This window comes from Methylobacterium hispanicum, from assembly GCF_022179285.1.
Lineage (GTDB): Bacteria > Pseudomonadota > Alphaproteobacteria > Rhizobiales > Beijerinckiaceae > Methylobacterium > Methylobacterium hispanicum.
Genome location: NZ_BPQO01000003.1, coordinates 245,745 through 258,316 on the forward strand (window position 1 = coordinate 245,745; position 12,572 = coordinate 258,316).

Here is a 12,572-nt window from a genome sequence, read left to right on the forward strand (position 1 = left end):
CCGGGCGCGCCCATCCCGGTCACAGCTGCGCCGGCCCGATGATGGTCTGCGTGGTGATGACCACCCAGCCCGCGCCCGTGTTGCGGATGGCGAGCACCCGGCCGGCGCCCGGCACCTCGCCGCCGGTCGCGACCGTCACCCGCCCGCCCGCGCCCTCGAGGACGGCGAGGCCGCCGCCGACCGCGCGCAGGCTGTACCCGCTCTCGGGTGCCGGCTCGGCCGGCGCGGGCGCCGCGGCGGACCGGGCCAGGATGGCGCCGGTCGTGGTGGGGTCGAGATCGACGACCGCCGGCCGCGGCCCGGCCGGACCCGGCGGGCGCTTCCAGGCGAAGGGGCCGGTCCCGGCCGGCACCACGGCCTGGACGGCGTAGGGCCGCTCTTGGCCGGCGATGACGTAGCCCGCGAACCCGCTCGCGCCGAGCCCGAGCAGCACCGCGGCGGCCAGCACGAGCCGCTCGGCCCGCGCCTCGCGAGCGCGCCGCAGCATCGCCGCGCCCGCGAGGGGGCGCGGCGATGCTGCGATGCGGCGTTCGGCGCGGAGTTCGGCGCGGGGTTGCGGGGCCGGTCGGGCGGGCATCGGACGCCTGCGGGGTCGGAGGGAGCGTTCCCACCCAGCGATGCGGGTTTATGCTTTCCGCTTGGTTAACGCAGAGGCGGGCGGGCCGGCCCGCGCCGGCCCGCGACTTCGGCGACGGCGAGCGCTATGCTGGCGGCCGGGCGCGCGGCCCGGGTGGCGGACGGGGCCGGCATGGGCGAGGCGGGCGGCGAGAACGGCGGGGCCGAGGGGGCGGCGCGCCCGCCCGCCGCGGCGGTGCCGCCCCGGCCCAAGCGCCACCGGCTGATCCAGCAGGGCCGCATCGTGCTCGGCGACAGCCTCGTGCCGTGCGTGATCCACGATCTCTCGCGGGCGGGCGCGAAGATCCATCTCGCCGCGCGCGTCGAACTGCCCGGGACCTTCGACCTCGTGATCGCGGGCCACGACCTGCGCACGGTGCGGGCGAGCCTGCGCTGGCGGCGCGGCGCCTTCGCGGGCCTCGCCTTCCTGTCCCCTCTCCCCTGAGGCCTGCCTGTCCACAGGCCGTGCGGGATGGCGCCCGCGGGAGGCGGGCGCTTAACCGCCCGCTAAGACGATCGCCGCAATAAGAGGGCATCGCACTCGCCCTCGGCGGGCACGATGGAAGCGGCGGCCGGATCGCGAGGTCCGGAGACATGATGTCGGCCCGCCGCTCCGGTGAGAACCCGGATGTGTAACGCGTAGCGGTACGGGCCCTGTCGCGGCCCGTGGCATGAGGCCGTCCTGCTGCCCCGGTGCGAGCCCGGATCTTCGGACGACATCCCGCATCCTCCTTTCCGGAAAGTCAGTCGCGTGACCAGCCTTCTTACGAATACCGCCGCGATGACGGCGCTCACCACCCTGAAGAGTATCAGTCAGCAACTTGATACGACCAGCAATCGCGTTTCGACTGGCCAACGTGTGTCCAGCGCTTCCGACAATGCAGCCTACTGGTCGATCGCGACTAGTGTGCGCTCCGACAATGCGTCGCTTGGCGCCGTAAAAGATTCTCTTGGACTTGGCGCATCGGCTGTTGATACAGCGTACAATGGCGTTACCAACGTCATCGAGCAGCTTAAGAATATGCGCTCCAAGCTGCAGACTGCGCTGCAGCCAGGCGTCGATCGCAAGAAGGTCCAAACTGAGATTGATGCGATTCAGAGCAATATGAAAGCTATTGCCGACTCGTCCGTCTCGAACGGCCAGAATTGGTTGTCAACTAATACTGGTGCTACTGGCTTTCAGGACGTGAAGAAAATCGTAGCGGGATTCTCGCGCGATGCGGCTGGGGTGACAACATACTCTACCATTGATATCACAGTGTCATCGACTGCGCTTTATAACGCTACGACGACTAAGTCCGGAATTCTCGACAAATTGACAACCGCTGCTGGCGCCAACGGAACCGCCGCAGGCTATTCGGTTGCCGAGATGGATATTAGTGGGGCTGCGGTCACCGACGACAACGTTAAAGACTACATTAATCTGGTTGAGTCCGCTTTGGCTTCTGTGACTGATATCGGTACAAAGCTTGGCGCGAACAAGACTCAGATCGACGGTCAGAAGACCTTTGTCGATACTCTTATCAAGGCTAATGAGCGTGCCGTGGGCACCCTCGTCGATGCCGACATCGAAGAGGAGTCGACCAAGCTGAAAGCACTTCAGACTCAGCAGCAGCTGGCAGTTCAGTCGCTGTCCATCGCCAATACGGCTAGCCAGAACGTCCTCTCGCTCTTCCGCTAAGAGCGTGGGGCGCCGCCCGGCCCCGAGCCGGGCGGCGGACATGCGAAGAAGGCCGCGCCCGGCGACGGGCGCGGCCTTTCTCGTTTCGCGCGGCGCCCGGGCTCAGCCCACGAAGGTGTAGCCCGCCATGCGCTTGGCCTCGATCGGGTCGTGGCCGAGGCGCGCGCGCAGCTTCTTGCGCAGCTTCGAGATGTGGCCCTCGACCACGCTCTCCTCGCAGGCGCTCTCGTGGTCGCCGTAGACCGCGTTGAAGATCTGGCCCTTGGTGACCTGGCGGCCGCGGTTCCGCGCCAGGTATTCGAGGATGTGGCGCTCGCGGCGGGGCAGGAGCAGGCTCTGGCCGTCGATCTCGGGGTCGCGCCCGTCCGCGTGGACGACGAGGCGGCCGGCCTGGTCGAGGCTGGCGGCGGGCGCGGCGCCGCGGCTGACCCGGCGCCGGATCGCGTTCGCCCGGGCGATGATCTCGCGCACGTGCACGGGCTTGCGCACCACGTCGTCGATGCCCGCCGTGAACAGCGCCAGCGTCTGCTCCAGGGAGCGGGTCTCGTTGAGCGCGATGATCGGCGCGGGCGAGAGGCTGCGGATCGCGGCCGTGCAGCCCGGCCGGTCGCCGCAATCGCCGAGCAGGAAGCCCTCGACGCCCGCGAGGTCGCCGGCCGGCAGGTCGCTGAGCCAGACCTGGAAGTCGGGGGCGGGCAGGCCGCGGGCGACGACGCCCTCCTGGCTGAAGCCGGCCACGTACTGGGCGGTCACGCTTTCACGCTCGTCGATGACGATGAACATCTCGGCTGCCCTAGAGGCGCAGGACATCGCCGGCGTCTCGCGCGGGGCGCGGACGACCGAGAACTGTCCTGCAACTGGTCTTGCTGTGTTGTTCTCCGGCCGGGCGGTGCGGAAACCTCTGCGAGGACTTCCGCCGGCAAGCCGGAGGGCCGAACGTGTACCGTTCGTTAAGACGAGGATTTTGTTTACAATGGTTAACGCGTGGTTAACGGTCTGGCACGCCAGCATGCCAGCCGCGGCTCGCGTGGCGCGTGGGCAACGCTTGTTGCGCCGGAGCCACAGGGCGTCGGCGCTGAACCGATCACGGTCCCGCGGGTTGGACGGCTAAGGGTCTCTCGCGAAACGCCCGCTGCACCCTCGCGTGCAGAGGGAGGGCTTCCTGTGAGCGGGAGCTTTGTGAGGTGCTCCGAGGCGCCCGCGCGGCGCCCCGACGGGACGGACCGAGGAGGCAGGCCATGTCGCGGTTGAGCGTGAGGCCCGCGGGCGACGGCACGCACGCGGTGATCGCCGGCAACGACCCGCTGGTCAGCGGGCTGAGCCTGGACGAGGCCGAGAACTATCTGACCTTCATGCGGGCCGCGGCGCGGGTGCGGCGGACGCGCCAGCTGCCGGAGGCGCTGCGTCGGCGAAGCGAGCGGCCGGCCTGACCGGCCGGGCTCCGGGCCCGCGTTACAGGTAGTGCCGGAACACGACCGCGTCGGCGGCCGGGGAGGCGGCACGCCCGCCCGCGCGGCCCGCCGCGCGGCCGGTCCAGCCGGAGGCGGGGACGACCAAGGCCAGCAGGGTCAGAATCCGTCGCGCCGTCACCGCGATCATGGGGACCTCCTGCATCGGTGGGGCTCGAACCCGGGCCTTCGGCGATGCCTCGCCGACTCCTGCAGCCTAGCTCCGGGGAGAGCGCCGCGACGTGCCGTTGCGCACCGGGAGGAGGGCCCGGGGGAGGCCGACCGTTTGACCCCGGCGCGGCCGTTGCGTAGGCGATCCGATGCCCAACGCGCCGTCCCGTCTCCAGACCATCGCGCGGGTCCTGGCCTGGGGCCTGCTCGCGGCGCTCGTCGTCGTGACCGCGGCCCCGATCGGCCTGCGGCCCGAGACCGCCCTGCCCGTCTCCGCCGAGCGCTTCGGCGCCTTCGCGCTGCTCGGCTTCCTCTTCGCCTGCGGCTACCCGCGGCGGCGCCTCGCGGTGCTGGCGCTCACCCTCGCGGCGGCGGGGCTGCTGGAACTGTCCCAGCTCATCCAGCCCACCCGGCACGGGCGCGGGGCGGATTTCCTCGTCAAGGCGGCGGGCGGCGGCGCCGGCTGGGCCGCCGGCCTCGTCCTGGCCCGCGCGCTCGCCCGGCTGCGCCACCTGCGGCCGGCCGCCTGAGCGTCCGGCCCAGGCCGCCTGAGCGTCCGGCCCAGGCCGCCTGAGCGTCCGGCCCAGACCGCCTGAGCGTCCGGTCCAGACCGCCCGAGCGACTCAACCCCTGGGCTCCCGAGCCGCCCGGGCCTAAGCCTTCCGCGCCGTGGCGCGGCCGGATCCGTGCGCTAAGCTGCCGGTTCGGAGCAGACTTCGGGCCCGTCCGGCACGGCCGCGGCGGGCCTCCTTTTGGGGCGCCGCGGTGCGCTCACCACGCCACGCTGTAGGCGACCTCCACCGAGCGCGGGCGCCCGAGCAGCCAGTTGGTGCCGACCCCGCCGACCGCGTTGCCCGAGATCGCGTAGACCCGGTCGAACAGGTTGTAGAGGCGCAGGCTCAGCCGCGAATCCGGCGTGACCTGACGGTCGAGCCCGAAATTGACGAGGGTGTAGGCCGGGCGCCGCGCGGTGTTGGCGAAATCGCTGAACACCGTGCCGACGTTCTGCACGCCGACGCGGGCCTCCCAGTCGCGGGCGAAGGCGTACGTCGCCCAGAGGTTGGCCACGCGCTCGGGCACGTCGATCGGCTGCCTGCCCGCGTAGGAGACCGCCTGCCCGCCCACGACCTGCGTGAAGTCCTCGTACTGCGCCCTCAGGAGCGCGAGGTTTCCCTCGAGCCGCCAGCCGTGGGGCAGGCGCAGCGCCGCGGCGAACTCGACGCCCGTCGAGGACTGGCTGCCGACCTGCACCCCGACCGCGGCGGCGCCGGGCAGGCGCGAGATCAGGTCGTCCTTCACGATGCGGTAGCCGGCCAGCGTCCAGTCGAGCGCGCCGTCGAGCACGACGCCCTTGGCGCCGACCTCGACCTGCCGCCCCGTGGCGAGCCGGAAGCCCGCCAGCGACTGGGACAGGGTGATGAGGCTGCCGACCGGGTCGGTCGCGGTGGCGACCTGCGCGTAGAGCGCCGTATCGGGCGTCGGGTTGAAGACGAGGCCGAAGCGGTAGCCGAGCGAGCGGTAGGTCTTCTCGAAGGTGTCGCCCGTGACGAGGTCCTGTCGGTTCAGCGTCGGCGCGTCGAAGCGCACGCCGCCGAGGACGGAGAGCCGGTCCGACAGGATCAGCCGGTTCTCGGCGAACACCGAGGCCTGGGTGGTGTTCGTCGCGTAGGCCGGCCGCGCCCGCCCGTCCTGCGGGAAGAAGCCCGGGTCGTAGCCCAGCAGCGGCACGCTGTCGGTCTTGTCGAACGTGAAGTTGTTGGTGTGGCGGAAGCCGATGTGGTTGACGTCGAAGCCCGCCAGGAACGCGTTGCGGAACCCGAGCAGCGAGCCCCGGAAGGCCGCGTCGAAGCGGTTACCGACCTGCTCCTGGCTGTGGTAGATCTCGAGGTAGTCGCCCCGGTCGACGAGGCCCGTCGCGCGGTTGAAGCTGTACTGCTCCACGTCGAGCCAGTGCCGCCGCGAGGTCAGCCGGTAGGCGGTGTTGCGGATGGTGACGTCGGCGGTGGGCGTCCACTCGGTCTTCAGTTGGGTCCAGTTGTCCGCGAAGGTGATCTTGGCGTCGCGGACGTTGTAGTTGTTGAAGCGGATCCGGTCCGGGATCTTCCCCGCGACGAGCGGCGTGCCCCAGTAGCGCTCGGGCTCCTGGTAGCCGAGATCGTGGCTGAGCGTGAAGGCGAGGTCGGTGCTCGGCCGGAACAGCAGCGCGCCCGAGACCGCGAGGCTGCGGAAGTCGCCCACCGGCGAGACCCAGCCGTCGCCGCGGTTGCCGCTGACGTTGAGCCGGTAGGCGAAGGTGTCGCCGAACTCGGCCTGGCCGATCGCCCCGCCGGAATCGAGGGCGAGGCGGGCGAGCCCGTCGCTGCCGATGACGGCGCGACCCGCGTTGACGGCCGAGAAGGTCGGCTTCTTCGGCACCACGTTGATCACGCCGCCGATGGCGCCGTCGCCGTAGAGCACGGAGGCCGGGCCCCGCAGCACCTCGATGCGCTCGACGTTCCAGGTGTCGAACGGGAAGGTCACGGTGTTGGCGCCGACGTAGAGGCGGGTGCCGTCGTAGAGCGTCTGGACCGAGTTCGGGCCGGCGAAGCCCCGGGCCGTGAAGGCGCCGTTGCCGTTGCCGGGCGCCGCGATGCTGGTGATGCCGGTGGCGTCCTGCGTCACCGCCTCGGCCACCGTGTTCTGGCCGCGCAGGCGCGCGGTCTCGCCCGACACGATGTCGATGCTGGCCGGCGTCTCCAGGGGCGTCAGGCCGAGGCGGCTCGCGCCCCGGTCGGGGGTGCGCAGGTTGAGGCCGACCGGGTCGGCCCGGGTCAGCGAGACGCCGGCGCCCTCGACCGAGAGCTGGTCGAGCACGACGCCGTCGACGATGGCGGGATCCCGGGCGGCCGGTTCCCGGGCGGCGCGATCCTGCGCCTGGGCGCCCGTCAGCGGGAGGAAGAGGAGCGGCAGCGCGCGCGCGGCCCGCCGGAGACGGGCGCGGTGGTGGAGGCTGGGCATGGGTCGGGTTCTGAGGTCCGGGCGCGGCGGCGCCCCGGCGACGGCTCTATCGCGGATGTAACATTGTTACAATAAGCCAGTGTAACAGTGTTGCGTCCATGGGCCCGGCGCATCCGCGGCGCCGCATCATCCCCGGAACGGGGGGCGCGGTCCGGCGGTGCGGACGGGGATGGTGCGAGGGCGAGCATCGGCGGGCGCGGGCGGCCTTGTGGCACGTCACCGCGAACGAGGCCGCGACGGCCGCCTCCCCGCAGGTATGGCGGCGCCTCGACACCCGCCAGGACACCCCGCCCGGCGCGTTTCGCGTGTGACCACGGCTGACGGCAGGTCTCCTGGCTCGCGGGTCGCCGCCTTCTCACCGTCTTCCCGGGCCGAAACCCAGTGACATGGTGGCGGAAGGCTCGCCGCTCACAGTTGCGGGGGCAGCCGCGGCATCGAGCGAGAGGCTCTCACCGCGTTCCCTTTTGATCCCCGGGGGGAACCGTCCCGATCAGCTACGGCCCCGCTTCGCCCGGAGTCAACGCCACACCGGCCGGAAAAGGCGCGTGCGGTCCTGGATTCCAAAGGTCGAGACCTTTGGCGGGTGCAGGGTGGAACCCTGCTGTCGGCTCCCTCGCCCTGGCAGAACCAGGACGGGGGAGCCGATCCCGGGGCTGCGCGCCCCGGACCCCGCCTGCAGCGCCTTCAGGCGCCCAAAGGGCCTTGGCCCTTGGGGATCCCGGGACTTCACAGCCGCGGCCAGCGCAGCAGGCGGTCGGGCGCGAAGGGCGCGAGCGGCAGAGCGGGCTCGGCGCCGGTGGCGAGGTCGGCCACCAGCTCTCCGGTGATCGGCCCGGTCGAGAGGCCGATATGGCCGTGGCCGAAGGCGAGGATCAGGCCCGCGTGGCGGGGTGCCCGGCCGATCACCGGCATGCCGTCCGGCGTCGAGGGGCGCGAGCCCATCCAGGGCTGGTTGTCCAGCGGGCCGCCGAGGCGCAGCGTGCCCGCGGCCTCCCGCGCCGCCGCCTCGATCTGCCGGTGGTCGGGCGCGGCGCCCCGGGCGTTCAGCTCGACGCCCGAGAGCACCCGCACCCGGCCCTCTCCCATCGGCGCGATGATCGAGCCGGCGCCGGTGTCGAGCACGGGCCGGGTCAGCGGCGGGCTGTCCGGGTGCAGGGCGTAGTGCCGGTGGTAGCCGCGCTCGGCCGCGAAGGCGAAGCGGTAGCCGAGCGGGCGCAGGATCTCGGCCGAGGCGGCGCCCGCCGCCACCACGACCTGCCGCGCCCGGACGGCGCCGCCCGCATAGGCCACGCGCCAGCCCTCGGCCTCCGGGGCCAGCCCCGTGACGGCGCCCCGCAGGTAGCGCCCGCCGGTCTGGCTGAAGAGCCGCTCGCAGGCCTCGATCAGGGCGCCGGGCTCGCTCAGCGCGGCCGTCTCGGTGAGCAGCATGGCCCGCGCGTAGGGCCGCACCAGGGCGGGTTCGCGGTCGCGCAAGGCCGCCCCGTCGAGGATCTCCAGGGCGACGCCGTGCTCGGCCAGGATCGCCCGCTCCAGCGCGGCGCCCGCGAAGGCGGTCTCCGTGCGGTAGAGCTTGAGCCAGCCGGACCGGTGCAGGCGCGCGCGCGTGCCGGCCCGTTCCGCGAGGCGCTCGTGGGCCGGGTAGGCGGCGGTGGTCAGCGGCACGAGCGCGGCCGCCGCCCGACGCCAGCGCGATTCCCGCGCCGCGGCCAGGAAGTGCAGGCCCCAGGGCACCACCCGGACCAGGTGGGCGTGGTTGAGCCGCAAGGCGCTGTCGGCGTTGCGCAGGTAGGCCGGCAGCTTCGGCCAGAGCGCCGGGCCGGCCATCGGGAAGATCGAGCCGCGGCTCAGCACGCCGGCATTGCCGTAGGAGGTGCGCGCCCGCGCCTCGCCCGGATCGACGAGCGCCACCGCGAGGCCGCGCTCGCCGAGCGCGAGGGCCGAGGCGAGACCGACCATGCCGCCTCCGACGACGACGATATCCGGGTCTGGCATGCGGGTTCTCCGGGCGGCGGTTCGGGTCTCCATAGCGCCGGCGACGCTCGCCGGCACCCTGGATCGCGCGCACGCGACGGTTGCGCCGGCGCGCTCCGCGGCGGCGGTGCTCCGTCGGGCACGGAACCCTCCTCCCGCGCGGCGAGGTGATGGCCTCTGACGATGCCGCCTTTCTCGCCGTGTTTCTCGCCGTCGTCCCGGTGGCGCCCACCGCCCCCGGGATGAGGGCGCCGAGAACCGGATCGCCCGATGCGCTCGCCCCGCCCGTACGGGCGGGGACGGATCCCGCGAGCCCCGCTCAGCCCGCCTTCCCCCGCGCCTCCGCCCAGGCCCGGTCGCGCGCCTCCTGCGCCTCCCGCAGCGCCGCCCGCTCGGCCGCCTCGGCGGCGAGGTCCGCGCGGCGCGCCTCGGCGGCGCGGTCGGCCCGGCGCTTGCGGTAGGCCTCCGTCCGCGCCTTCTGGGCCAGGATCTCGTCGAGGCCGATCGGGTCCGCGCGCAGCGGCGGCTTCTCCCAGGGGCGGGGCCGGCGCGGCGGCGGGTCCCGGGGCGCCCGGTGGGGCGGGCCGCTCCCGGTCAGCCGCAGCGCCTCGGCGAGGCTGAGGCCCGCGGCCGCGGCGATGCGGGCCGCGGCCGCGGCGCCCGCGGCACGCTCGCCCGCGGTCGCGCCGCCTTCCATCAGGGCGCGGCACTTCACGAACTTCGCGAAGCGGATCCGGTCCAGGCCCGCCACGCGGTTCAGCGGCCCGTGTAGCCGAGCGCCTCGGCCGCCGTCTTCAGCCGGGCGAAGGAGGCGGCGTAGCGCTCGCGCAGGAAGCCCGCCTCCGGCAGGGCCCGGTCGGGGGCGAGGTTGTCCTCGTTGTCGGACATCTTCACCAGGATCGCCGCGAGGTCGCCCCGCGCGATCACGCCGTCGATCCGCTCGGAGTAGGGGATCCGCTGCGCGGGCTTGGTCAGGACGCGCACCGCCGCGACCACCGCCTCGGAGAACCCCGCCGCCCGCAGGTCCGCGGCCTCGCGGGGCGTGTCCTCCAGGACGTCGTGCAGCAGCGCGACCTGCATCACCGTCTGCGGGTCGATCTCGAGCCGGTCCACGCTGCGCGCGTGCCCGGCCCGCACGAGCGCGAGGTTCGCGACCCGCTCCAGGTGGCGGATGTAGGGCTGCCCGCGCTTGTCGAGCTGGCCCGCATGGGCGAGCGCGGCAAAGCTGTGCGCCTCGTAGATCGTCGGCATGAGCGTGTCGGCTGTCCGTCGCGGCCCCTGCCCGCTTGTAGCGGGCGGGCGCGCGGATCGCGAGGGGGCGGGCTGTCCCCTCCCCGCAGCGCGGCTCCGGGCGCGCGGCCCTGGCCCGCGTCGGGCCGGGCTGTTCGCCCCCGTCCGCGGCCCTACAAAGCCCGCCGGAACGATTGAAGGATCCGGATGGCCTCGACCGCGGCGACCCACGCGCCCTCCACCGCTCCCCGGCGCGGCGTGCCCCGCACGCCGCCGCCCGTGCTGGGCCGCAAGGCCGTGGCGGCGGTGGTGCTCGGCAACGCGCTCGAGTTCTACGACTTCACCGTCTACGCCTTCTTCGCCAAGGCGATCGGCGAGGCCTTCTTCCCGGCCCAGGACCCGACCCACAGCCTGCTCGCCTCGCTCGCCCTGTTCGGGGCCGGCTACGTAATGCGGCCGATCGGCGGCGTGCTGATCGGCGCCTTCGCGGACCGGGCGGGCCGCAAGCCCGCCATGCTGATCACCATCGGGCTGATGGCGCTCGGCATGCTGATGCTGGCCGCCTGCCCGACCTACGCGCAGATCGGCGGCTGGGCCCACGTGATCGTGATCGCCGGCCGGCTGATCCAGGGGCTTGCGCTCGGCGGCGAGGTCGGACCCGCCACCGCCTTCCTGCTCGAGGCCGCCTCCCCGCGCCGCCGCGGCTTCGTGGCGAGCTGGCAGATCGCCAGCCAGGGCTGCGCCGCCCTGCTCGCGGGCCTCGTCGCCACGGGCCTCGCCCTCGCGGTCGGCGACCGGGCCATGGCCGAGTGGGGCTGGCGCCTGATGTTCGGCCTCGGTCTCGCGGTGATCCCGGTCGGCCTCGTCATCCGCAGCCACCTGCCGGAGACGGCCGGCGCCGAGGCCGACCCGGCGGCGGCCGACAGCGTGCTCGGGGTGGTGCGGCGGCTCGTGGTCGGGCACGGCCGGCTCCTCGCCCTCACCTTCGTGGTGATCGCGGCCTCGACCGTCTCGAACGCGGTGGGCACCAACATGCCGGTCTATGCGGGCGCGACGCTGGGGCTGACCGAGACCGCCGCGAGCGCCGTGCCGATCGCGCTCGGCCTCGCCTCGGTCGCCTTCCCGCTGCTCGGCGGCTGGCTCGCGGACCGGATCGGCCGGCGCCCGGTGATGGTCTGGCCGCGGGTCGCCATCCTGGTGCTCGCCGTGCCGGCCTTCTGGTGGATGGCGCGCGCCGGCACGGCGACGAGCGTCTACGCCGTGACCTTCCTGCTCTCCGCGCTCTCCTCGATCAACGCGGCGGCGATCATCGTGGCCATCCCGGAAGCGCTGCCGCGGGCGGTGCGCAGCGCCGGGCTGTCGATCGTCTACGCGCTCTCGGTCTCGATCTTCGGCGGCAGCACGAACTACGTGGTGAACTGGCTGATCGCCGCCAGCGGCGACCGGCTCGCCCCGGCCTACTACCTCGCGGCCTTCAGCGTGGCCGGCACGCTGGCCGCCCTGATGCTGCCGGAGACGCGCGGGCGCGACCTCCTCGCCGACCGCGGGGCCCGGTGAGCGGTGCGGGGGGGCCTCCTGTGGCCCGGTGGTTCGCCCGCCACGAGTCCTCCCGCCACGAGTCCGCCCGCCACGACATGGCCCAGGATGGGTGCGAGACGGGCGCGTTCCCAACGCGCGAGGGCCGGACCCTGTCTCGTGACCTGCTGCGGCGGATCCTGATCTCCGCCTCCCTCTACCTCTTCGTCGCCGCCGCCGTGATGGCCGCGGCCTTCGTCCTCGACCGGATGGATCCGGACGCGGACGGCACGGTGGCGGATCTCGACTCCGATCCGGGCGCCGAGATCCTGACGACCTCCGCCACGCCCTGGACGCAGACGCGCTGACGCCGCGAACCCCGGGGGCGGGATCCGCACCGCCGTGCGGGCGAGGGCCGCGCGCGGGCGCGGCTTTCGCGCTACAAGCGGGGCATGGACAACGTCATCCGCCCGACCTTCGGCAGCCGCAGCCCTCGCTCCGACGCGCGATCCGGCCCGCCCGCGCCCGACGCGGTGCGGACGCTGCGCCTGCTCGGCCATGCCGGCGGCTACCGCGTCGGCCTGGTCGAGGACGCCGAGGCGACCGAGGGGCCCGTGCTCCGGGTCGTGCTCGGCGCCGAGGCCGGCGACGTGGTCGAGGCGGTCGCCGTGATGCCGGCGACGTCGGAGGGGGCGGTCGATGCCGAGATGGTCGGCATGGCGGTGCTGCGCACCCTGGAGATCGTGGGCGAGGACGGCGGGCCCGGCATCGCCTGACCGGCCGGTCCGCGGGTCGCCGCCGAACCGGATGCCGGGCCCGCGCATTGATCCGGTGTCTCGCATGGAGGGTGCCGAACCGTGGGCCTCGTCTTCGCCTTGCTGCTGATCCTGCCGCCGCTGGGGATTGCCGTCCTCGACCTGCTCCGCACGCGCCGGCCGCAGCCC

14 protein-coding genes and 1 riboswitch are annotated in these 12,572 nt (G+C 73.4%); of the genes, 7 read left to right on the forward strand and 7 right to left on the reverse strand.

The genetic code is table 11. The features are described 5' to 3' along the window. Nucleotides 1–19 precede the first annotated feature (19 nt). On the reverse strand, nucleotides 20–577 hold the full coding sequence (locus tag MFF56_RS05175) for a hypothetical protein (protein ID WP_238229603.1): 558 nt from the start codon (nucleotides 575–577) through the stop codon (nucleotides 20–22). Nucleotides 578–703: 126 nt separating this feature from the next. Here MFF56_RS05175 and MFF56_RS05180 point away from each other — a divergent pair, with 126 nt between their 5' ends. After that, nucleotides 704–1,060 (forward strand): PilZ domain-containing protein, encoded by a 357-nt coding sequence (locus MFF56_RS05180; protein ID WP_238229604.1) that lies wholly within the window; start codon nucleotides 704–706, stop codon nucleotides 1,058–1,060. 306 nt (nucleotides 1,061–1,366) lie between these two features. Further along, nucleotides 1,367–2,296, forward strand: coding sequence for a flagellin N-terminal helical domain-containing protein (locus tag MFF56_RS05185; RefSeq protein WP_082772966.1), 930 nt, complete (start codon nucleotides 1,367–1,369; stop codon nucleotides 2,294–2,296). A gap of 102 nt (nucleotides 2,297–2,398) precedes the next feature. Here the strand turns inward: MFF56_RS05185 and MFF56_RS05190 are convergent, their stop codons facing one another. Further along, nucleotides 2,399–3,079 carry a response regulator transcription factor gene (locus tag MFF56_RS05190; protein WP_066920814.1) on the reverse strand — a complete coding sequence of 227 codons (681 nt, stop codon included), beginning with the start codon at nucleotides 3,077–3,079 and terminating at the stop codon, nucleotides 2,399–2,401. Nucleotides 3,080–3,534: 455 nt separating this feature from the next. Here MFF56_RS05190 and MFF56_RS05195 point away from each other — a divergent pair, with 455 nt between their 5' ends. Beyond that, nucleotides 3,535–3,726: a hypothetical protein gene (locus MFF56_RS05195; RefSeq protein WP_066920815.1), complete on the forward strand. Its 192-nt coding sequence runs from the start codon at nucleotides 3,535–3,537 to the stop codon at nucleotides 3,724–3,726. Nucleotides 3,727–3,748: 22 nt separating this feature from the next. Here the strand turns inward: MFF56_RS05195 and MFF56_RS05200 are convergent, their stop codons facing one another. Beyond that, the gene (locus MFF56_RS05200) at nucleotides 3,749–3,895 is read right to left on the reverse strand and encodes a hypothetical protein (RefSeq protein WP_238229605.1); all 147 of its coding nucleotides are present in this window, start codon (nucleotides 3,893–3,895) and stop codon (nucleotides 3,749–3,751) included. Between the two features lie 169 nt (nucleotides 3,896–4,064). Here MFF56_RS05200 and MFF56_RS05205 point away from each other — a divergent pair, with 169 nt between their 5' ends. Beyond that, nucleotides 4,065–4,445, forward strand: a complete 381-nt coding sequence (locus MFF56_RS05205; protein WP_066920817.1) for a hypothetical protein — start codon at nucleotides 4,065–4,067, stop codon at nucleotides 4,443–4,445. Between the two features lie 241 nt (nucleotides 4,446–4,686). Here MFF56_RS05205 and MFF56_RS05210 read toward each other — a convergent pair whose 3' ends face one another. The 4 genes from MFF56_RS05210 to MFF56_RS05225 all read right to left on the reverse strand — a co-directional run bounded on the left by MFF56_RS05210 (nucleotide 4,687) and on the right by MFF56_RS05225 (nucleotide 10,134). Further along, nucleotides 4,687–6,912 (reverse strand): TonB-dependent receptor, encoded by a 2,226-nt coding sequence (locus tag MFF56_RS05210; RefSeq protein ID WP_066920819.1) that lies wholly within the window; start codon nucleotides 6,910–6,912, stop codon nucleotides 4,687–4,689. Between the two features lie 305 nt (nucleotides 6,913–7,217). Next, a riboswitch (cobalamin riboswitch) is annotated at nucleotides 7,218–7,411 on the reverse strand. 227 nt (nucleotides 7,412–7,638) lie between these two features. Beyond that, a complete protein-coding gene (locus MFF56_RS05215; protein ID WP_066918956.1) occupies nucleotides 7,639–8,904 on the reverse strand; it encodes an NAD(P)/FAD-dependent oxidoreductase in 1,266 nt (421 codons plus the stop codon). 298 nt (nucleotides 8,905–9,202) lie between these two features. After that, nucleotides 9,203–9,634, reverse strand: coding sequence for a hypothetical protein (locus tag MFF56_RS05220; RefSeq protein WP_238229606.1), 432 nt, complete (start codon nucleotides 9,632–9,634; stop codon nucleotides 9,203–9,205). 5 nt (nucleotides 9,635–9,639) lie between these two features. Then, the gene (locus tag MFF56_RS05225; protein ID WP_238229607.1) at nucleotides 9,640–10,134 is read right to left on the reverse strand and encodes a phosphohydrolase; all 495 of its coding nucleotides are present in this window, start codon (nucleotides 10,132–10,134) and stop codon (nucleotides 9,640–9,642) included. A 186-nt stretch (nucleotides 10,135–10,320) separates the two neighbouring features. On the opposite strand from MFF56_RS05225, the gene MFF56_RS05230 reads away from it, so the two are divergent. The 3 genes from MFF56_RS05230 (at nucleotide 10,321) to MFF56_RS05240 (ending at nucleotide 12,404) form a co-directional block, all read left to right on the forward strand. After that, the gene (locus tag MFF56_RS05230; protein ID WP_066919359.1) at nucleotides 10,321–11,670 is read left to right on the forward strand and encodes an MFS transporter; all 1,350 of its coding nucleotides are present in this window, start codon (nucleotides 10,321–10,323) and stop codon (nucleotides 11,668–11,670) included. A 20-nt stretch (nucleotides 11,671–11,690) separates the two neighbouring features. After that, complete coding sequence (locus MFF56_RS05235) at nucleotides 11,691–11,996, forward strand: hypothetical protein (protein ID WP_156453528.1); 306 nt, start codon at nucleotides 11,691–11,693, stop codon at nucleotides 11,994–11,996. A gap of 84 nt (nucleotides 11,997–12,080) precedes the next feature. Continuing rightward, nucleotides 12,081–12,404 carry a hypothetical protein gene (locus tag MFF56_RS05240; RefSeq protein ID WP_238229608.1) on the forward strand — a complete coding sequence of 108 codons (324 nt, stop codon included), beginning with the start codon at nucleotides 12,081–12,083 and terminating at the stop codon, nucleotides 12,402–12,404. The last annotated feature ends 168 nt before the right edge of the window (nucleotides 12,405–12,572 follow it).

What these genes read in the sequence shown, in the direction of transcription:
- MFF56_RS05175 (WP_238229603.1), bottom strand. Translation starts at nt 577, where the DNA reads ATGCCCGCCCGACCGGCCCCGCAACCCCGCGCCGAACTCCGCGCCGAA.
- MFF56_RS05180 (WP_238229604.1), top strand. Translation starts at nt 704, where the DNA reads ATGCTGGCGGCCGGGCGCGCGGCCCGGGTGGCGGACGGGGCCGGCATG.
- MFF56_RS05190 (WP_066920814.1), bottom strand. Translation starts at nt 3,079, where the DNA reads ATGTTCATCGTCATCGACGAGCGTGAAAGCGTGACCGCCCAGTACGTG.
- MFF56_RS05195 (WP_066920815.1), top strand. Translation starts at nt 3,535, where the DNA reads ATGTCGCGGTTGAGCGTGAGGCCCGCGGGCGACGGCACGCACGCGGTG.
- MFF56_RS05200 (WP_238229605.1), bottom strand. Translation starts at nt 3,895, where the DNA reads ATGATCGCGGTGACGGCGCGACGGATTCTGACCCTGCTGGCCTTGGTC.
- MFF56_RS05205 (WP_066920817.1), top strand. Translation starts at nt 4,065, where the DNA reads ATGCCCAACGCGCCGTCCCGTCTCCAGACCATCGCGCGGGTCCTGGCC.
- MFF56_RS05210 (WP_066920819.1), bottom strand. Translation starts at nt 6,912, where the DNA reads ATGCCCAGCCTCCACCACCGCGCCCGTCTCCGGCGGGCCGCGCGCGCG.
- MFF56_RS05215 (WP_066918956.1), bottom strand. Translation starts at nt 8,904, where the DNA reads ATGCCAGACCCGGATATCGTCGTCGTCGGAGGCGGCATGGTCGGTCTC.
- MFF56_RS05225 (WP_238229607.1), bottom strand. Translation starts at nt 10,134, where the DNA reads ATGCCGACGATCTACGAGGCGCACAGCTTTGCCGCGCTCGCCCATGCG.
- MFF56_RS05230 (WP_066919359.1), top strand. Translation starts at nt 10,321, where the DNA reads ATGGCCTCGACCGCGGCGACCCACGCGCCCTCCACCGCTCCCCGGCGC.
- MFF56_RS05240 (WP_238229608.1), top strand. Translation starts at nt 12,081, where the DNA reads ATGGACAACGTCATCCGCCCGACCTTCGGCAGCCGCAGCCCTCGCTCC.